General features: G+C 60.7%; 18 protein-coding genes and 1 tRNA gene. 7 read left to right on the top strand and 12 right to left on the bottom strand.

Annotation, left to right across the window (positions count from 1 at the left end):
- The coding region (locus B3797_RS17655) for a heavy metal translocating P-type ATPase (RefSeq protein WP_311791763.1) at positions 1-2222 on the bottom strand (2222 nt) is incomplete at its 3' end.
- A 136-nt stretch (positions 2223-2358) separates the two neighbouring features.
- Between B3797_RS17655 and cueR the strand changes: the two genes are divergently transcribed.
- Positions 2359-2775: a Cu(I)-responsive transcriptional regulator gene (cueR, locus tag B3797_RS17650; RefSeq protein ID WP_311791762.1), complete on the top strand. Its 417-nt coding sequence runs from the start codon at positions 2359-2361 to the stop codon at positions 2773-2775.
- Here cueR and B3797_RS17645 read toward each other — a convergent pair.
- From B3797_RS17645 to tesA, 5 genes are all read right to left on the bottom strand, one after another.
- Positions 2772-3218, bottom strand: coding sequence for an NfeD family protein (locus tag B3797_RS17645; RefSeq protein ID WP_311791761.1), 447 nt, complete (start codon positions 3216-3218; stop codon positions 2772-2774). The genes cueR and B3797_RS17645 overlap by 4 nt on opposite strands.
- Positions 3218-4132: an SPFH domain-containing protein gene (locus tag B3797_RS17640; RefSeq protein ID WP_033788846.1), complete on the bottom strand. Its 915-nt coding sequence runs from the start codon at positions 4130-4132 to the stop codon at positions 3218-3220. Before B3797_RS17640 ends, B3797_RS17645 begins: the two co-directional genes overlap by 1 nt.
- A gap of 62 nt (positions 4133-4194) precedes the next feature.
- Entirely contained in the window at positions 4195-5052 is an 858-nt protein-coding gene (locus tag B3797_RS17635; protein ID WP_311782053.1) for a co-chaperone YbbN, read from the bottom strand.
- Positions 5053-5120: 68 nt separating this feature from the next.
- Complete coding sequence (locus B3797_RS17630; protein ID WP_311791760.1) at positions 5121-5894, bottom strand: SDR family oxidoreductase; 774 nt, start codon at positions 5892-5894, stop codon at positions 5121-5123.
- A 32-nt stretch (positions 5895-5926) separates the two neighbouring features.
- Positions 5927-6550, bottom strand: a complete 624-nt coding sequence (gene tesA, locus B3797_RS17625; protein ID WP_311791759.1) for a multifunctional acyl-CoA thioesterase I/protease I/lysophospholipase L1 — start codon at positions 6548-6550, stop codon at positions 5927-5929.
- Between tesA and ybbA the strand changes: the two genes are divergently transcribed.
- Complete coding sequence (ybbA, locus tag B3797_RS17620) at positions 6518-7204, top strand: putative ABC transporter ATP-binding protein YbbA (protein ID WP_311791758.1); 687 nt, start codon at positions 6518-6520, stop codon at positions 7202-7204. The genes tesA and ybbA overlap by 33 nt on opposite strands.
- Positions 7201-9618: a putative ABC transporter permease subunit YbbP gene (ybbP, locus tag B3797_RS17615; RefSeq protein WP_311791757.1), complete on the top strand. Its 2418-nt coding sequence runs from the start codon at positions 7201-7203 to the stop codon at positions 9616-9618. Before ybbA ends, ybbP begins: the two co-directional genes overlap by 4 nt.
- A 207-nt stretch (positions 9619-9825) precedes the next feature.
- Here ybbP and purK read toward each other — a convergent pair whose 3' ends face one another.
- The 4 genes from purK to ppiB form a co-directional block, all read right to left on the bottom strand.
- Positions 9826-10890, bottom strand: a complete 1065-nt coding sequence (gene purK, locus B3797_RS17610) for a 5-(carboxyamino)imidazole ribonucleotide synthase (RefSeq protein ID WP_311791756.1) — start codon at positions 10888-10890, stop codon at positions 9826-9828.
- Positions 10887-11396, bottom strand: a complete 510-nt coding sequence (gene purE, locus B3797_RS17605) for a 5-(carboxyamino)imidazole ribonucleotide mutase (RefSeq protein WP_311791755.1) — start codon at positions 11394-11396, stop codon at positions 10887-10889. Before purE ends, purK begins: the two co-directional genes overlap by 4 nt.
- Before the next feature lie 131 nt (positions 11397-11527).
- Entirely contained in the window at positions 11528-12244 is a 717-nt protein-coding gene (gene lpxH, locus B3797_RS17600) for a UDP-2,3-diacylglucosamine diphosphatase (protein WP_311791754.1), read from the bottom strand.
- Positions 12244-12738, bottom strand: a complete 495-nt coding sequence (gene ppiB / locus B3797_RS17595; RefSeq protein ID WP_033752889.1) for a peptidylprolyl isomerase B — start codon at positions 12736-12738, stop codon at positions 12244-12246. The genes lpxH and ppiB overlap by 1 nt, the downstream gene beginning before the upstream one ends.
- A 216-nt stretch (positions 12739-12954) precedes the next feature.
- Between ppiB and cysS the strand changes: the two genes are divergently transcribed.
- Together cysS and B3797_RS17585 are read left to right on the top strand one after the other, a co-directional pair.
- On the top strand, positions 12955-14340 hold the full coding sequence (gene cysS / locus B3797_RS17590) for a cysteine--tRNA ligase (protein WP_311782046.1): 1386 nt from the start codon (positions 12955-12957) through the stop codon (positions 14338-14340).
- 58 nt (positions 14341-14398) lie between these two features.
- Positions 14399-15496 carry an AAA family ATPase gene (locus tag B3797_RS17585; RefSeq protein ID WP_311791753.1) on the top strand — a complete coding sequence of 366 codons (1098 nt, stop codon included), beginning with the start codon at positions 14399-14401 and terminating at the stop codon, positions 15494-15496.
- A gap of 31 nt (positions 15497-15527) precedes the next feature.
- Here the strand turns inward: B3797_RS17585 and ybcJ are convergent, their stop codons facing one another.
- Together ybcJ and folD are read right to left on the bottom strand one after the other, a co-directional pair.
- On the bottom strand, positions 15528-15740 hold the full coding sequence (gene ybcJ, locus B3797_RS17580) for a ribosome-associated protein YbcJ (protein WP_120451347.1): 213 nt from the start codon (positions 15738-15740) through the stop codon (positions 15528-15530).
- Positions 15740-16606: a bifunctional methylenetetrahydrofolate dehydrogenase/methenyltetrahydrofolate cyclohydrolase FolD gene (gene folD / locus B3797_RS17575; protein WP_311782043.1), complete on the bottom strand. Its 867-nt coding sequence runs from the start codon at positions 16604-16606 to the stop codon at positions 15740-15742. The genes ybcJ and folD overlap by 1 nt, the downstream gene beginning before the upstream one ends.
- Positions 16607-16787: 181 nt before the next feature.
- Here folD and B3797_RS17570 point away from each other — a divergent pair.
- Together B3797_RS17570 and B3797_RS17565 are read left to right on the top strand one after the other, a co-directional pair.
- Positions 16788-16864 (top strand) — tRNA-Arg (locus B3797_RS17570).
- Between the two features lie 166 nt (positions 16865-17030).
- Positions 17031-18245 carry a tyrosine-type recombinase/integrase gene (locus tag B3797_RS17565; protein WP_311791752.1) on the top strand — a complete coding sequence of 405 codons (1215 nt, stop codon included), beginning with the start codon at positions 17031-17033 and terminating at the stop codon, positions 18243-18245.
- Position 18246 lies beyond the last annotated feature (1 nt).

The raw sequence follows: 18246 nt of genomic DNA, 5'->3' as shown, positions 1-18246 counted from the left end.
CCGCTGCCCATGGCGATACCGACATCCGCCTGCGCCAGCGCCGGCGCGTCGTTGATGCCGTCGCCAACCATAGCAACGCGACGGCCCTGCTGCTGCAGCGCGGCGATGGTCTGCGCTTTCGCTTCCGGCAGTACGCCAGCGATTACCTCGTCGATGCCTGCTTCCTGAGCGATAGCGCGTGCCGTCTCTTCTCTGTCGCCGGTCAGCATCATCAGCCGGTAGCCCGCCTGATGCAGCCGCTGTAGCGCCGCTTTGCTCTCGGGACGCAGCTGGTCGCGCAGCGCAATCAGACCGACAAGCTCACCGTTCTGCGCCAGCAGCACCGGCGTTGCGCCCTGACGCGAAAGCCGCTCGATATCCGGCTGTGCCTGTTGCAGAGCGATATGGTTATCCTGCATTAGCGCCGCATTACCCAGCAGCAGCGTTCTGCCGTCGAGTATGCCGCTGACGCCTTTGCCGCGTATTGTACGAAATTGCGCAATCTCAACATTGGCCGTCGCGTCGGTCGCCGCGACAATCGCCTGCGCCAGCGGATGGCTGGCGTTTTTCTCCAGCGCGGCGGCCACCTGCAATACGGCATCACGCGACCAGCCGTTCCACGTCAGCACTTCATCGAGCTGCGGTGTTCCTGCCGTCAGCGTACCGGTTTTATCAAACACCAGCGTATCGATACGGCTGGCGCGCTGCAGAGCGTCGGCGTCGCGCACCAGCACGCCCAGTTCAGCAGCGCGTCCGACGCCCGCGATAATCGACATCGGCGTCGCCAGGCCCAGCGCGCAGGGACAGGCGATAATCAGCACCGTGGTAGCGATCACCAGCGTATAGGCGATCTGCGGCTGCGGGCCGAAGAAATACCAGATCGCGGCGCTGATCAGGGCGATGGCCACCACCACCGGCACAAATACCGCCGAAATACGGTCGGCGAGGCGGCCCACGTCAGGCTTGCTGCTCTGCGCCTGGCGCACCAGATGAATAATACGCGACAGCGCGGTGTGCTGGCCGGTAGCGCGCGCCACAAAGCGCACCGCGCCATCCTGCACCAGCGTCCCGGCAAATACCTTGTCGCCTGCGCCTTTGCCCTGGGGCACCGCTTCGCCGGTCAGCATCGCCTCATCCAGCCAGGCTTCGCCCTCTTCAATTTCGCCATCTACCGGCACGCGATCGCCCGTGGTCAGGCGCAACTTCATACCCGGCTGCACCGCGCTGAGCGGCACCAGCATTTCCCCCTGTTCACTGACAAGGCGCGCCTGGGCGGGCGTCAAATCGAGCAGGCGCTCAAGCGCTTTAGAGGAGCGCTGGCGCGCGCGCTGCTCCAGCGCATGGCCGAGATTAATCAGGCCGATAATCATCACGCTGGCTTCAAAATAGAGATGGCGCGCCTGCATCGGGAAAAAGTCAGGCCAGAGCGCGACGCTGAAAGAGTAGATCCACGCGGCGGCGGTACCGAGCGCGACCAGCGTGTCCATCGTGGCGCTGCCGTTGCGCAGGCTGCGCCACGCGCTGCGATAGAAGTGACCGCCAGCGACCACCATGATCAACAGCGTCACGCTGCCGATAGCGAGCCAGAGGCTGCGGTTAGCGTCGCTGAGCATCATATTGTCGCCGATCATGCCCCAGATCATCAGGGGCGCGCCGAAAGCCAGCGCCAGCGCCGCCTGCCAGCTAAAACGGCGCATCGCGTGACGCGCGCTGCTTTGCTGTTTATCGCGTCGCTCCTGTTCATCCTGCACCACCTGAGCCTGGTAGCCCGCCGCGTCGACCGCCTCGACCAGCTGCTGCGCAGGGGCATCGCCGATGACCAGCGCGCTGCGTTCGCCAAGGTTTACCCGCGCCTGGGTAACGCCGGGCACTTTTTCCAGCGCCTTTTCCACCCGGCTGACGCAGCTGGCGCAGCTCATGCCCTCGATCAGCAGGAACTGCGCGCTTTCACTCTCTTGTGCCGGTTGGGTTTCCGCCACCGTTGTCAGCGCCTCCGGCGGCGGCTCTGAAGCTGTCAACGGCTCAGGCTTTGGGTGGCTGTCGCCGTTCAGCGTGGCGTGATAGCCCGCTTCTTCCACGGTGGCGATCAGTGACGCGGCGTCGGCGCTGCCGATCACCTGCGCTTCCTGCTGCGTGACGCTGGCCTGTTCGACATCGTCGCGCTGCTCGAGCGCTTCTTTAACGCGTTTGACGCAGTGGCCGCAGGAAAGGCCTTCCAGCGCCAGCGAGATAGTGTGAGACATAGTGGGCTCCTGTTGTGTCGCAGTTAACAATGCGAGCTTTTTATCACTCGTTATACAGGCTAAACCTTCCATCAAGGGGAAGGTCAAACTATTTTTACAGGCAATAGCCGCGATCGGTTTTTAAGGAGAGAGCAGAGTGAATATCAGCGATGTGGCGAAAAAAACCGGGTTAACCAGCAAAGCGATCCGTTTCTATGAAGAGAAGGGCGTGGTGACGCCGCCGCTGCGCAGCGACAATGGCTACCGTCGCTACAGCGCTCATCATCTTGAGGAGCTGAACCTACTGCGTCAGGCGCGACAGGTGGGCTTTACGCTTGATGAATGCCGCGAGCTGGTTACGCTGTTCAACGATCCGGCGCGCCACAGCGCCGACGTCAAAGCGCGCACCCTGCAAAAAGCGGCGGAGATCGCCACGCATATTGAAGAGCTACAGGCGATGCGCATGCGGCTGCTGGCGCTGGCCGACGCCTGCCCAGGCGATGAGAGCGCAGAGTGTCCAATCATCAACAACCTGGCGGGATGCTGTGGCCATACGCCGGGCCAGTCCGATTAACGCGGCGCGATGTGCAGCGTAATGCCCTCGACGCCCGTAACGATAACCTGAGTGCCAGCAGGCAGATCCTGGTCGGCCTGCACGCGCCAGCTGCTGTCGCCCAGCTTTACATGGCCGATGCCGTTAATCAGCGGCGCATCCAGCGTCAGATGCGTGCCGATCAGCTGGTTGCCGCGCTGGTTAAGAGAGTTGGGCTGCTGATGGCGCTCGCGATGGCGCATCCAGCGATACCAGAGATAAACGCAGACTAAGGTCAGCAGCGCGAACAGCGTGCCCTGCGCCGTCCAGCTAAAGGGAGCCAGCCACTCTACAAGGCCCACCAGCACCGCCGCGATGCCGCTCCACAGCAGATAGCCGCTGGTGCCGAGCATTTCCGCCGCCAGCAGCAGGCCGCCAAGCGTCAGCCAGAACCAGTGCGGGTGGGTGATGATTTCCAGTAGCATTAGCGTTTCGACTCAGAAGACGCGCCTTTCAGCAGCTCACTGATGCCTGCCACGGATCCCAGCAGGCTGCTGGCGTCCAGCGGCATCATAACCACCTTGCTGTTACTGGCTTCACCGATTTTCTGCAGCGCGTCGGTATATTTCTGCGCTACAAAATAGTTCACCGCCTGGATATCGCCCGCCGCGATAGCTTCGGATACCATTTTGGTGGCGCGCGCTTCGGCTTCGGCCTGGCGCTCGCGCGCCTCCGCCTGCAGGAACGCTGAGGTTCGCTCGCCTTCGGCTTTCAGAATGCGCGACTGCTTGTCGCCTTCGGCGCGCAGAATCGCCGCCTGACGCACGCCTTCCGCCGCAAGGATGTCGGCGCGTTTGGTACGCTCTGCCTTCATCTGCGCGTTCATGGCGGCAATCAGCTCCTGCGGCGGACGCACGTCGCGAATTTCAATACGGGTAATTTTCACGCCCCAGGGGTTGGTCGCTTCGTCGACGATATGCAGCAAACGCGTATTGATGTTATCGCGCTGCGAGAGCATCTCATCCAGTTCCATGCCGCCGAGGACGGTACGGATATTAGTCATGGTGAGATTGATGATCGCCAGCTCAAGGTTGCTGACTTCATAGGCCGCGCGCGCTGGGTCAACCGCCTGAATAAAGCAGACGGCGTCAATAGTGACGTTGGCGTTATCTTTGGAGATGACTTCCTGCGAGGGGATATCCAGCACGCGTTCCATCATATTGATCTTGCGACCAATACGATCCATAAACGGCACCACCAGACTCAAACCGGGCTGCAGCGTGCGGGTGTAGCGCCCAAAGCGCTCAACGGTCCACTGATAGCCCTGCGGCACGATTTTTACGCCCGCCCAAACCGTTACAAGCGCCAGTACGATTAGCGCAGGAATCACTGTCAACATATAACCTCCCGGTTGTTAATTTACGGGCCGAGTCGCTTCGGCCCGGATACAGCGGTGCCGAATCAGTAGAGCAGCGAGTAGAGCTGACGGCGATAGCGGGCAGCGAGCGCGTCGCCCGTGCCCAGCGCCGCCAGGATCTCCTGCAGCATTTTACGCACCTGTCCGTCAGCCGCATTCAGATCGCGCTTCAGAAAACCGAGCAGCAGCTCCAGCGCCTCTTCGTTGCGTCCTACCTGATGCAGCTGTAACGAGAGCTTAGCAGCCAGTTCCGCATTGGTCGGGTCGCTCTCCAGCTGCGACTGCAGCTGCTGGATTTCCGGCGTATCCGCCGCCTGCTTCAGCAGATCGATCTGCGCCATCAGGCTCTGATAGCGCGTATCCTGATCCTGCAACGGCACCTTCGCCAGCACCTCTTCAGCTTCGTCGCTGCGGTTCAGGCTAATCAGGACTTCCGCCAGCAGAAAACCGATTTCGCTCGCCTGACGGCTAAGCTGCCAGGCCTCTTTCAGCAGCGGCAACGCCTCCAGCGGCTTGCCTTCATTCATCAGCGCCAGCGCCTGCTGCGCTTTGAGTTCCTCTTCGCGCGGCAATACTTTCTCCAGCAGCGCGCGGATAGCTTCTTCCGGCTGCGGGCCCTGGAAGCCATCGACCGGCTGGCCGTTCTGGAACAGATAGACCGTCGGAATAGAGCGCAGGCCAAACTGCGAGGCCACCATTTGTTCTTTGTCGCAGTCGAGCTTCGCCAGAATAAACTGACCGGCGTACTCCTGCGCCAGGCGTTCCAGCAGGGGCGTCAGCTGCTGGCAATGTTGGCTGCGATCCGACCAGAAATAGAACAGCACCGGGATCTGCATGGAGTGTTCCAGCGTCTGGTGCAGGTTGGATTCGTTGACGTCGATAATCGAAGCTTGTGGTGACATGACTAAGTCTCTTGGCAGAAAGTGTATAAAGAATATGGGGCCGGACGCCCACGCTTCAAGATGAATTCTCAGCGGCTGCTTAAAATGCGATCCAGCATCCAGCCTGGCAACAGCCGTTTCAGGATGCTCATCGCATGTGCGACCAGCGTCACCGGATAGCGCAGCCGCGGCCGCGGGCTTTCCAGCGCGTGGCGTAGCTTAGGCAGAATCGCTTCCGGCGGCAGGGTGAAGCGCGCGGCGATGCCAGGATTGCGCACCGGTTTGCCCGGCTCGCCCTGGGTCACGTTGTCGGTAAAGCGGGTCTGCACAGGGCCTGGCTCGATCAAACTGACGCGCACGCCGCTGCGGCGTACCTCAAGGCGCAGCGCGTCGCTCCAGGCCTCCAGCGCATATTTACTGGCGGCGTAGGCACCACGGCCAGGAGTTGAGATGAGCCCCAGTACGGAGCTGGTGTTGACGATGCGGGCGTCACCGCTCGCCTCCAGCGCGGGCAGCAGCCGCATTGTCAGCTGATGGGTGCCGAAAAAGTTGGTGGAGAACTGCTGCTCCAGCTGCTGGCGCGACAGCGTGCGCAACGGCCCGTAAAGGCCGAAACCGCCGTTGTTGAACAGCGCAAACAGCCGATGGTCCGTCAGCGCCAGGATTTCATCAGCCGCGCGATCGATACTCTGTGCATCGTCGAGATCCAGCGCGACGGCGATAAAACCGAGCGCGCGCATCTGATTCACATCCTCCGGCTTGCGGCAGGCGGCGATCACGCGGTAGCCGCGCGCCTGCAGATCCTGCGCCGCGACGCGACCGATACCGCTGGAACAGCCGGTAATTACAACGGTTTTTTGCATATCTTTACCCATAAAAAGCGCGTCGCCGCAGATTACTCATGCTTAACTAAAGGGGCCAGTTCTTTCGCCATCAGCTCGGCGATAAAGGGCTGCGCATCGGGGTTCGGATGAATGCCGTCCTGCTGCATCCATTCAGGCTTCAGGTAGACCTGCTCCATAAAAAAGGGCACCAGAGGGATGTTGTACTGCTGTGCCAGTCTGGGATAGATCCCGCTGAACGCTTCCGTATAACGCCGCCCGTAGTTCGCGGGCAGACGAATTTGCATCAGCAGCGGCCTGGCGTTCGCCGCCTTCACGTCGTCGATGATTTTACGCAGATCCTGCTCGATAGCCTGCGGTGGAAAGCCGCGCAGTCCGTCATTACCGCCCAGTTCGATTAACACCCACTGCGGCTGATGCTGTTTTAATAACGCCGGTAAGCGCGCCAGACCCTGCGCGGCGGTGTCGCCGCTGATGCTGGCGTTGACTACGCTGGGCTGCTGCCAGCGGTTGTTCAGCAGGCTTGGCCAGGCCGCGCTGGCCGACATACGGTAACCGGCGCTCAGGCTGTCGCCTAAAACCAGTAAGGTGTTCGCAGCGGCGAAATGCGATGCCAGCAGAAGCACGAAAAACAGGAAAGGATAATGCCAGCGGAAAACATTCTTAAAGTTCATCATCTTACAAAGTCCGTCGGTCAGGGTGAACACCAGTTGATCATCCTTACCGGAGTTGACTTCATTGTCAAACGGGCCGAGACCATCGCGCTGATCGGCGAGTCCGGCTCCGGCAAGTCGACGCTGCTGGGTATTCTGGCAGGTCTCGACGACGGCAGCAGCGGCGAGGTCAACCTGCTGGGACAACCCTTGCATCAGCTGGATGAAGAGCAGCGCGCCGCATTACGGGCGACGCAGGTCGGCTTTGTCTTTCAGTCTTTTATGCTGGTGCCGACGCTCAATGCGCTGGAGAACGTGCAGCTGCCCGCGCTGCTGCGCGGCGAGAGCGACCGCCAGAGCCGCGAGCAGGCGCGCGAACTGTTAACCCAGCTGGGGCTGGCCGAACGTCTGACGCACCTGCCTGCGCAGCTCTCCGGTGGCGAGCAGCAGCGCGTGGCGCTGGCGCGCGCCTTTAACGGCCGTCCCGGCCTGCTGTTCGCCGATGAGCCCACCGGCAATCTCGATCGTAAGACCGGCGATCGCATCGCCGATCTGCTTTTTTCGCTCAACCGCGACTACGCCACCACGCTGATTCTGGTGACGCATGACGAACAGCTGGCGGCGCGCTGCGATCGTCGTCTGCGGCTGCGCGACGGCAAAGTGTGGGAGGAGCGATGATCTGGCGCTGGTTCTGGCGCGAGTGGCGCTCGCCCTCGCTGCTGATCGTCTGGATGGCGCTGACCCTGGCGGTGGCCTGCGTGCTGGCGCTTGGCGCGATCGGCGATCGCATGGAGAAAGGGCTAAGCCAGCAGAGCCGTGACTTTATGGCGGGCGACCGCACGCTGCGCAGCAGCTCGCCCATTCCTGACGCCTGGCTGGCGAAGGCGCGGGAAGAGGGGTTAGCCGTCAGCGGGCAGCTCAGCTTTATGACCATGACGTTCGCCGGTGAGTCGCCGCAGCTGGCGGCGGTCAAAGCGGTGGATAATCGCTATCCGATGTTCGGCGATTTGCAGACCGATCCGCCAGGCCTGAAACCTGCGCCCGGCACTGCGCTGGCCGCGCCGCGTCTGATGGCGCTGCTCAACCTGAAGGTGGGCGACAGGCTGGATGTCGGCGACGCCAGCCTGCGCATCGCGGGCGAAGTGATCCAGGAGCCGGACGGCGGTTTTAACCCTTTCCAGATGGCGCCGCGCCTGCTAATCAATCTCGCCGACGCGCAAAAGACCGGCGCGATTCAGCCCGGCAGCCGCCTGACCTGGCGCTATAAGTTTGCCGGCGAACCCCGGCAGCTGGCGCGCTACGACAGTTGGATCCAGCCGCAGCTGAAAGCGGATCAGCGCTGGATCAGCGTTGAGAATTCCGAAGATGCGCTCGGCCGTTCGATGCAGCGCGCCCAGCAGTTTTTACTGCTCTCCGCTTTGCTGACGCTGATGCTGGCGATCGCCGCCGTCGCGGTGGCGATGAGCCACTACTGCCGCAGCCGTTACGATCTGGTGGCGGTGTTAAAAACCCTGGGCGCGACGCGCCGCGCGCTGCGGCGGCTGATCGTCGGGCAGTGGCTGGCGGTGCTGCTGCTGGCGGCTATGTGCGGCGGGGTGCTCGGCCTGGGCGTCGAGGCGCTGCTGATGCAGATGCTGAAGCCGGTGCTGCCTGCAGCCCTGCCGCCCGCCAGCGGCTGGCCGTGGCTCTGGGCGATCGGTTCCCTGTTTGTGATTTCGCTGCTGGTGGGCCTGCGTCCCTATCGACTGCTGCTGGCGACCCAGCCGCTGCGCGTGCTGCGACGCGACGCGGTCGCTGATATCTGGCCGCTGAAGCGCTATATCCCGGCGATGGGCGTGGTTGTGGTTGCGCTGCTGGCGTTGCTGGTGGGCGGCAGCAAGATGCTGTGGGCGCTGCTGGCGGGCGTGGTGGCGCTGGCGGCTGTGCTGGCGCTGCTGGGCTGGGGCGCGCTGTTGCTGCTGCGGCGGCTGGTGGTGCGCAGCCTGGCGCTGCGGCTGGCGATTAACCGGCTGCTGCGTCAGCCGGGCATGACGCTGAGCCAGCTGGCGGCGTTTTCGCTCTCTTTTATGCTGCTGGCGCTGCTGCTGGTGATGCGCGGCGATCTGCTGGACCGCTGGCAGCAACAGTTGCCGCCGGACAGCCCGAACTATTTTCTGCTCAATATGACGCAGGATCAGGTGCCTCAGGTGCGCGCTTTCCTCGCTTCGCATCAGGTGAAGCCGGAAACCTTCTATCCTGTTGCGCGGGTGCGCCTGACCAGCCTGAACGGTAAAGAGGCCGATCCGAAGCTGGATAACGCCCTGAACCGCGAACTGAATCTGACGTGGATGAATGAGCGGCCTGAGCATAATCCGCTGGTGGCGGGCCGCTGGCCGCCGAAGCCGGGCGAGGTGTCGATGGAGAAGGAACTGGCGGACCGGCTGGGAGTGACGCTGGGCGATACGCTGACCTTCACCGGCGATACCCAGGCGTTCAGCGCGAAAATCACCAGCCTGCGCAAAGTCGACTGGGAGAGCCTGCGGCCTAACTTTTTCTTTATCTTCCCGCCCGGCGCGCTGGATGCGCAGCCGCAGACCTGGCTGACCAGCTTCAGGCTGGATAGCGATCCGGCTCTGCTGGCGCAGCTTAACCGGGCGTTTCCGACGCTGAGCCTGCTGGATATCGGCAGCATTATGCGGCAGATCGGCCAGGTGCTGACTCAGGTGAGCCAGGCGCTGGAGATTATGGTGGTGCTGGTAACGTTCTGCGGCGTGCTGCTGCTGCTGGCGCAGATTCAGGTGGGGATGCGGCAGCGGCGTCAGGAGCTGGTGGTTTGTCGCACGCTGGGCGCCAGCAAGAAGCTGCTGCGCGCGACGCTGTGGTGCGAGTTCGCGCTGCTGGGCGTGGTGTCCGGCGTGGCGGCGGCGCTGGGCGCGGAGGCGGCGCTCTGGGCGCTGCAGCGTAAGATTTTTGATTTCCCGTGGCAGCCAGACTGGACGCTGTGGCTGGCGTTGCCGCTCAGCGGCGCGCTGCTGCTGTCGCTGTGCGGCGGCTGGCTGGGCGTGCGGCTGCTGCGCGGCAAGGCGCTGTTCCGGCGCTTTGATTCAGCCTGACAGTTTGCGCTGGCTGAGACAGGCCGCATCCAGCGTAAAAACGTCTGGGACGTTTGGCGCAGCGAGGCGCACTGGCCCCTTTACATACGCACCTCAGGGATAAGGTGCGTATCGGCGTGGGCTGGCAGGGCTTTTTGTCTCTTGGCGAGCGGACGATATTGCCCACACGGGCAGCCCACTCACAGCCTCAGCGGGGCAGGCCCACCGTCAGAACTTTTCCACCGCCCAGGCGATGCCGCTGGCGTACTCCGACGGTAGCATTGGCACCAGCGCCTTTAGCGCCGCCGTCAGCCGCGCGCTATCGCTGTCGGTCAGGTTCAGATGGCCGACCTTGCGGCCCGGACGCACCTCTTTGTCATACCAGTGCAGATGCACCAGCGGCTGCTGTAGCCAGTCGCGGTTTAGCGCCGTACCGATGAGATTCACCATTACCGACGGCGCGAACACCACCGGCTGCGGCAGCGCCAGACCCAGTACGGCGCGCAGATGCAGCTCGAACTGGCTGATGGAGGCGCCGTTTTGCGTCCAGTGCCCGCTGTTGTGCACGCGCGGCGCCAGCTCGTTGATCAGCAGGCCTTCCGGCGTGACGAAGCACTCCATCGCCATCACGCCGACATAGTTCAGCTCATGCATAATTGCACTGAGCATCGCTTCGGCCTGTGCCTGCTGTGTGGGGTCTGCCTGCGGGAAGGCGACGCTGGTGCGCAGAATGCCCTCCTGGTGCAGGTTGTGGGTCAACGGATAAAACACCGTACGGCCATCCTGACCGCGCGCGCCGACCAGCGACACCTCGCCTGAAAAATTGATGCCTTGCTCGACGATGCACTCGCCGTAGCATTCGTCCGGCAGCGCATCGGTTTCATCTGCGCGCAAACGCCACTGACCACGCCCGTCATAGCCGCCGGTGCGGCGCTTGACGATCGCCAGCTCGCCCAGCGAGGCGAATACCTGCGGCCACTCGCTCTTCTCCGCCAGCAGCTGCCAGGGCGCAGTAGCGAGGTTAAGCTGGTCGAGCAGCTGTTTTTGCGTCAGGCGATCCGCCAGACGCGGAAAAATATCGCGGTTCACAAAGGCGGGGTGGTCCGCCAGCTCGCGCGTCAGCGCAGTTTCCGGCCAGCGCTCGATCTCGGCGGTGATCACGCTCTGCGCAATCGGCAGCGCGTCAGGTTCGGCGTCAAGGCCGACCGGATAGACGGCGATGCCCAGCGGCTCGCCCGCCTGGCGCAGCATGCGGCCCAGCTGGCCGTTGCCCAGTACGCAAACTGGCTTCATGCATCCTCCCGCGGGTCCGGGTTATTCAGCACCTCATCGGTCTGCGCCTGGCGCCATTCGCCGAGCCGCGCGGCCAGCGCCTCATCGTGAAGCGCCAGAATCTGCGCCGCCAGCAGACCGGCGTTAGCTGCGCCCGCTTTGCCGATGGCTAAGGTGCCGACCGGAATGCCGCGCGGCATCTGGACGATAGAGTAGAGGCTGTCGACGCCGCTCAGCGCCGCGCTCTGCACCGGCACGCCCAGCACCGGCACCAGTGTTTTCGCCGCCAGCATGCCCGGCAGATGCGCCGCGCCGCCCGCGCCCGCGATAATCACCTGAAAGCCGTTATCGGCGGCGGTTTCGGCGAAGCTGAACAGTTTGTCCGGCGTGCGGTGCGCGGAGACCACTTCAACGTGGAAGGGCACGTCCAGGCTGGTGAGGATTTCCGCAGCGAACTGCATAGTGGACCAGTCACTTCTGGAGCCCATTACAATAGCAATGCGGGCCGGGGCGGCGTTGGATGACATGCGGTCAACTCCTGTGAATAAACAAACGAACCTGGCCGGTCGGGCAGGTAAAGAAGGGCACAGAGAATAGCATGAGAAAGGCGCAAGGAAAACGGTTGCGTCGCCGTGATTCCGGCACGTTTAGCGGCGTTTTAAAAGTCGAATTCGATAAGGCGGATGCCGCTGGCGTCGAGCTGGATCATCGAGCCGCGCTCATGCCATGCGCCTAATACGGCACGTTCGGCAGGCGCGCCCTCTAAAACGAAGCGGTGGATAGCCGGACGATGGGTATGACCGTGGATCATAATGCTCACCTGCTGGCGCAGCATCGTCTCTTCAACCGCCCCGGCGTTGACGTCCATAATGGCGAGCGACTTATGCTGGTTCGCCTGTTTGCTGCCGTCGCGCATGTGTGTGGCGATGCGCTGGCGAATAAACAGGGGCAGGGCGAGAAAAAGGCGTTGCAGCCAGCGCTGATGCACTTTGGCGCGAAAACGCTGATAGCCTGCGTCGTCGGTACAGAGGGTATCGCCGTGCAGGATCAGCACGCGATGGCCGTAGCACTCCAGCACCTGTTCTTCCGGCAGAAGCGTCATGCCGCTGGCGCGGCCGTAAGCCTTGCCGAGCAGAAAGTCGCGGTTGCCATGGATAAAGTAAACCGGTACCGGCAGCGCGCGCAGCGCGTCGGCGACCTGCTGGTGCAGCGGGTCAGGATCGTCATCGCCAATCCAGGCTTCAAAGAGATCGCCAAGGATATAGAGCGCGTCGCAGCGCGGTGCTTCACGCGCCAGAAAACGCAGAAAACCGGCGGTGATCGCCGGTTCTTCCTGACACAGATGCAAATCTGCGATAAACAGGGTGCGCGACATTACTCGCTGACGGTTACTTTCTGGATGACAACGTCATCTTTCGGTACGTCCTGGTGCATGCCGCTACGGCCGGTAGAGACCGCTTTGATTTTATCGACTACGTCCATACCTTCTACGACTTCAGCGAACACGCAGTAACCCCAGCCCTGCAGGCTTTCGTCACGGAAGTTCAGGAAGTCGTTGTCGGCTACGTTGATAAAGAACTGCGCAGTAGCGGAGTGCGGAGCGGAAGTACGCGCCATCGCCAGGGTGCCGCGGGTGTTTTTCAGGCCGTTGTTCGCTTCGTTGCGAATTTCAGCTTTGGTCTCTTTCTGCTTCATGCCCGGCTCGAAGCCGCCGCCCTGGATCATAAAGCCATTGATAACACGGTGGAAAATGGTGTTGTCATAAAAACCTTCACGGCAGTATTCGAGGAAGTTTTGCACGGTAGCAGGCGCTTTATCGTCGAAGGTTTTAATTACGATGTCGCCGTGGTTGGTCTGGAAGGTAACCATCATTCTCGTCCTGTAAAGGTTGTCGTCAGTCGTCTGGCCGCCAAAAGCGCGCTGGCCATTTTAGTCGACGCTTCTTATATCATAAATTCCAATGGCGCGTCAGCACGCCCGCGGCGCTGTTGGCACGCTGCCGTCGCGCAAGCGCGAAAAATACGGCACAATAACTGAATAACCTGATAAAAGTGTTTACCGCACTCGTCTAAACGGAACTGTTCAATGCTAAAGATTTATAACACCCTGAGTCGACAAAAAGAGGAATTTAAACCTATTCATGCTGGCGAAATCGGCATGTACGTGTGCGGTATCACGGTGTACGACCTCTGTCATATTGGCCATGGGCGCACTTTCGTGGCCTTCGACGTGGTGTCCCGCTACCTGCGCTACAGCGGCTATCGTCTGAACTACGTGCGCAACATCACCGATATCGATGACAAAATCATCAAGCGCGCCAATGAGAACGGCGAGAGCATCGAGACTCTGACCAACCGCATGATTGGCGAGATGCATAAAGATTTCGCCGCGCTTGGCATTCTGCCGCCGGATCTGGAGCCGCGCGCCACGCGCCATATTCCTGAGATTATCGAACTGGTAGAGCGTTTGATCGCACGCGGCCACGCCTATGTCGCTGACAACGGCGACGTGATGTTCGACGTGCCGAGCGATGACAGCTACGGCGTGCTGTCGCGTCAGGATCTGGAGCAGCTGCAGGCTGGCGCGCGCGTGGAAGTGGCCGAAGTGAAGCGCAACCCGATGGACTTCGTGCTGTGGAAAATGTCGAAAGCGGACGAGCCCGCCTGGCCTTCGCCATGGGGTAACGGCCGTCCGGGCTGGCATATTGAATGCTCGGCGATGAACTGCAAACAGCTTGGCGCGCACTTCGATATTCACGGCGGCGGCTCGGATCTGATGTTCCCGCATCATGAGAATGAGATCGCGCAGTCTACCTGCGCCCACGACGGCCCTTACGTTAACTACTGGATGCACTCCGGTATGGTGATGGTGGATCGCGAGAAGATGTCGAAATCCCTCGGCAACTTTTTCACCGTACGCGACGTGCTGAAGCACTACGACGCCGAGACGGTACGCTACTTCCTGATGTCGGGCCACTACCGTAGCCAGCTCAACTATGGTGAAGAGAACCTGAACCAGGCGCGTGCGGCGCTGGAGCGTCTTTACACTGCGCTGCGCCACACCGACCGCAACGCTGCGGCGGCGGGCGGCGAAGCGTTTGACGCACGCTTCCGCGCAGCGATGGACGATGACTTCAATACGCCGGAAGCCTACTCTGTGCTGTTCGATATGGCGCGCGAGGTTAATCGCCTGAAAAGCGAAAACGCCGATGCGGCTAACGCCCTGGCGGCGAAGCTGCGCGAGATCGCCAACGTGCTGGGCATTCTGCAACAGGATCCTGAGCAGTTCCTGCAGAGCGGCGCGCAGAGCAACGCCGACGAAGTGGCTGAAATCGAGCACTGGGTGCAGGCGCGTGCCGACGCGCGTAAAGAGAAAAACTGGGCGCAGGCTGATATCGCGCGCGACAAGCTGAACGAGCTGGGCGTGATTGTGGAAGACGGGCCGCAAGGTTCTACCTGGCGTCGTAAGTAAAATCAAAAGGGCGCGCAGGCGCCCTTTTTTATGCCATAGCGGATAACCTCTTTAACTTATGCCTGTTGAAAAGATTGAAATTCGCGGTTTTCGCTCGGTGCGCCAGCTTACGCTGTCGCTACAGCAGCTTAACGTCATTAGCGGCCCAAACGGCTGCGGCAAATCGAACCTCTACAAAGCGGTTAAGCTGCTGCACGACGCCGCCAGCGGACGGCTTGCGGCGGCGCTGGCGGAAGAGGGCGGCATTCAGAAAGTCATGTGGGCGGGCGGCCTGCGTCGCGGCGATCGCCGCCACGACCCAAAACGGCTGACGCTGGCGGCGCAGATGGACGATCTCGACTATCAGCTTGATATCGGTTTTCCGGAGCCGCTGGCGACCTCGCTCTTTAACCTCGACCCGCTGGTTAAAGAGGAGCGCATCTGGCTGAGCGGCCAGCGGCGGCGACCCGCCTCCTGCATTATGCAGCGGCAGAACCAGACGGCGTTTCTGCATAACGTTGAGGGGGAACGCGTGGCCTATCCGGCGACGCTGCATCCTGAAGAGTCGCTGTTCGGCCAGCTGGGCGAGCCGCACCGCTATCCTGAACTGTCGCAGCTGCGTGAAAGGCTGCGACAGTGGCGCTTCTACCACGAGTTTGCCGTCTGGCCGGGATCGCCGATCCGCGTGCCGCAGACCGGCGTCCGCTCGCCGGTGCTGGCGCATGACGGCAGCAATCTTGCCGCTGCCTGGGCGACCATCGTGGAGCGCGGCCATCATGAGCTGCTCTATGCGGTGACCGCGCAGGCGTTTCCCGACAGCGAGTTTCATGTTGATGTACAGAACGGCCGCTTTCAGATGCAGATGTCGCGGCGCGGCGTGTTGCGTCCGCTCGACAGCGTGGAGTTTTCAGACGGTACGCTGCGTTTTCTCTGTCTGGTGGTGGCGCTGCTCAGCCCAAGGCCGCCGCAGTTTATGGCGCTTAACGAACCGGAGAACAGCCTGCATGAGGATTTGCTGCCGGCGCTGGCGCATCTGATTGCCGAAGCGAGCCAGTTTTGTCAGCTCTGGATCACCAGCCATTCGCCGCGTCTGGCGCACCTGATTGCGCAGCACGCGCCGGTGAATCATATTCGGCTGGAGCAGGTAGAGGGCGAAACGCGGATTGCGGAGGAGTAGGTAACGGGGGCGTCCCGCAGGACGCCACGGTTTATGCGGTAACGGTAATACGCTGTCCGGCGAACTCGACGGTTTGTCCGGCAACGATTTTGCAACGCTTACGGGTTTCTACCGCGCCGTCAACGGTCACTTCGCCGTCGGCGATAACGATTTTCGCCTGCGCGCCGCTCTCTACCCAGCCTTCCAGCTTCAGCAGATCGCACAGGTCGACGTGTGGGTGTTTACCCAGTGCAAAGCTCGCCATTATGCTTCCTCTTTATCGTGATAAGTTTCGCACGCGTGCAGCGTGTTTTCGATCAGCGTGGCGACGGTCATCGGCCCTACGCCGCCCGGCACCGGGGTGATATAAGAAGCGCGCTCAGAGGCTGTGTCGAAATCAACGTCACCTACTACTTTGCCGCTTTCCAGTCGGTTAATGCCGACATCGATCACTACCGCGCCCGGCTTGATCCAGTCGCCCGGAATAAAGCCTGGTTTGCCGACCGCGACCACCAGCAGATCGGCGTGCTCGACGTGGTGACGCAGATCTTTGGTGAAACGATGCGTGACGGTGGTGGTACAGCCCGCCAGCAGCAGCTCCATGCTCATTGGACGGCCCACAATGTTGGATGCGCCGACTACCACAGCGTTCAGGCCGTAGGTGTCGATATTGTAGCGCTCCAGCAGCGTTACGATGCCGCGCGGCGTACACGGGCGCAGCGTGGGCGCGCGCTGGCAGAGACGGCCAACGTTGTAGGGATGGAAACCGTCGACATCTTTGTCCGGCGTAATACGTTCCAGCACCTTAACATTGTCGATGCCAGCCGGCAGCGGCAGCTGCACCAGAATGCCGTCAATCTCGTGATCATTATTGAGATCGTCAATCAGCTGTAGCAGCTCAGCTTCGCTGGTGGTTGCAGGCAGATCGTAAGAGCGAGACACGAAGCCGACCTCTTCGCAGGCGCGGCGTTTGCTGCCGACATAAATCTGCGAAGCGGGGTTTTCACCCACCAGAACGACCGCCAGACCCGGCGCGCGTTTACCGGCCGCCAGACGCTGCTTTACTTTTTCCGCAACCTCAAGACGCACCTGCTGCGCAATCGTTTTACCGTCAATAATTTTTGCTGCCATCAGAGAGGAAATCCACTGTGTTGTGTTAAATCGGGGAAAGGCGCCTATTCTGTCAGAAGCGTGACGCGCTGTCAGGTTCTGAATCGTCGTCGGTTGTCTGATTCTTCGGCATACGCATCGCACGTACGGCCAAAAGCGTTGACTCGTTGAGGTCTCGCCGTATAATCCTCGCCATCCCCGTGCGCCCTTAGCTCAGCTGGATAGAGCACCGGCCTTCTAAGCCGTAGGTCACAGGTTCGAATCCTGTAGGGCGTGCCATTTTCACTTCTCCTGTCGTCTACTAAAGTCCACAAAACCCCAGTCAGTAAGCACTTTCCCGCGAATCTCGTTATCTCAACGTCTACTATCATCTATTGAAATCAACAATCATGTGGGGGTACATTTGGGGGTATAGTTCTGTTCAATGAAATGAGATACCCCCAAATTGAAACTTAATGCCCGCACAGTGGACACTTCAAAGGCCAAAGATAAAGCCTACAAGCTCTCTGACGGCGGCGGTCTTTACCTTCTCGTTAACACCAATGGCTCACGATACTGGCGCTTAAAGTACCGTGTTGCGGGAAAAGAAAAGCTGCTAGCGCTGGGGGTATATCCTGATGTCTCTCTCGCCGATGCCAGGGCGAAGCGTGATGAAGCAAAACGCACTTTAGCTGCTGGTGGTGATCCGGGTGAGGTTAAACAGACGGAAAAGCAGGCTAAGATTCTGGCGGTCAGTAACAGCTTCGAAGCACTGGCGATTGAATGGCATGAGCATAAGCGCCCTAACTGGTCACAGGGCTATGCCAGTGACATCCTGGAGTACCTGCAAAAAGATGTGTTCCCGTTTATTGGTAAACGTGCCATCGCAGAAATCAAAGCGGCAGAGATGCTGCTGGTGCTCAGAAAGATGGAGCAGCGCGGCGTTCTGGATAAACTGAAGAAAACACGTCAGGCTTGCCGTCAGATTTTTACCTACGCCGTCATCACCGGCAGGGCAGAGCATAACCCTGTTACCGATCTCGCCGGCGCACTAAAAGCGCCAAAGCAAAAGCATTTCCCTCATCTTCTCACCGAACAGATTGGCGGATTCCTTCGCGCACTTAGTGAATACACTGGCAGCAAGGTTACACAAAATGCCACCCGGCTATTGATGCTTACTGGCACACGCACGATTGAATTACGCGCCGCTGAATGGGCTGAATTCGATTTTGAGAAAGGCATCTGGCAGATACCTGCAGAACGGATGAAGATGCGCCGCCCTCATGTAGTGCCGCTTTCCATCCAGGCTAAATCTCTCCTTGAAGAAATCCACCAGCTGACGGGAAGAGGGCGCTATGTGTTCCCCGGGCGCAACGATGCAGGGAAGACGATGAGCGAGGCCAGTATCAATCAGGTTATCAAACGAATCGGTTATGACGGTAAAGCTACTGGTCACGGCTTCAGACACACTATGAGCACCATTTTACATGAGCAGGGCTATAACACTGCATGGATTGAAACGCAGTTGGCTCACGCAGATAAGAACAGTATTCGTGGCACCTACAACCACGCCCAATATTTAGACGGACGCAGAGAAATGCTTCAATGGTATGCCGACTATATGGATGCGTTGGAGAGTAACGAAAACGTGGTTCACGGGTCGTTCGGAAAACGCGCATGAC

The sequence above is a fragment of the Pantoea sp. UBA5923 genome (assembly GCF_002431095.1).
Taxonomy (GTDB): Bacteria; Pseudomonadota; Gammaproteobacteria; order Enterobacterales; family Enterobacteriaceae; genus Pantoea; species Pantoea piersonii.
The sequence above is the reverse complement of the archived record's forward strand: the minus strand, read 5'-3'. Positions and strand labels throughout refer to the sequence as shown.

Bases quoted from the DNA above. Each gene is read 5' to 3' on its own strand.
- B3797_RS17645 (WP_311791761.1), bottom strand. From the start codon at position 3,218: ATGCTACTGGAAATCATCACCCACCCGCACTGGTTCTGGCTGACGCTT.
- B3797_RS17640 (WP_033788846.1), bottom strand. From the start codon at position 4,132: ATGTTGACAGTGATTCCTGCGCTAATCGTACTGGCGCTTGTAACGGTT.
- B3797_RS17635 (WP_311782053.1), bottom strand. From the start codon at position 5,052: ATGTCACCACAAGCTTCGATTATCGACGTCAACGAATCCAACCTGCAC.
- B3797_RS17630 (WP_311791760.1), bottom strand. From the start codon at position 5,894: ATGCAAAAAACCGTTGTAATTACCGGCTGTTCCAGCGGTATCGGTCGC.
- ybbA (WP_311791758.1), top strand. From the start codon at position 6,518: ATGCCAGCGGAAAACATTCTTAAAGTTCATCATCTTACAAAGTCCGTC.
- tesA (WP_311791759.1), bottom strand. From the start codon at position 6,550: ATGATGAACTTTAAGAATGTTTTCCGCTGGCATTATCCTTTCCTGTTT.
- ybbP (WP_311791757.1), top strand. From the start codon at position 7,201: ATGATCTGGCGCTGGTTCTGGCGCGAGTGGCGCTCGCCCTCGCTGCTG.
- purK (WP_311791756.1), bottom strand. From the start codon at position 10,890: ATGAAGCCAGTTTGCGTACTGGGCAACGGCCAGCTGGGCCGCATGCTG.
- purE (WP_311791755.1), bottom strand. From the start codon at position 11,396: ATGTCATCCAACGCCGCCCCGGCCCGCATTGCTATTGTAATGGGCTCC.
- lpxH (WP_311791754.1), bottom strand. From the start codon at position 12,244: ATGTCGCGCACCCTGTTTATCGCAGATTTGCATCTGTGTCAGGAAGAA.
- ppiB (WP_033752889.1), bottom strand. From the start codon at position 12,738: ATGGTTACCTTCCAGACCAACCACGGCGACATCGTAATTAAAACCTTC.
- cysS (WP_311782046.1), top strand. From the start codon at position 12,955: ATGCTAAAGATTTATAACACCCTGAGTCGACAAAAAGAGGAATTTAAA.
- B3797_RS17585 (WP_311791753.1), top strand. From the start codon at position 14,399: ATGCCTGTTGAAAAGATTGAAATTCGCGGTTTTCGCTCGGTGCGCCAG.
- ybcJ (WP_120451347.1), bottom strand. From the start codon at position 15,740: ATGGCGAGCTTTGCACTGGGTAAACACCCACACGTCGACCTGTGCGAT.
- folD (WP_311782043.1), bottom strand. From the start codon at position 16,606: ATGGCAGCAAAAATTATTGACGGTAAAACGATTGCGCAGCAGGTGCGT.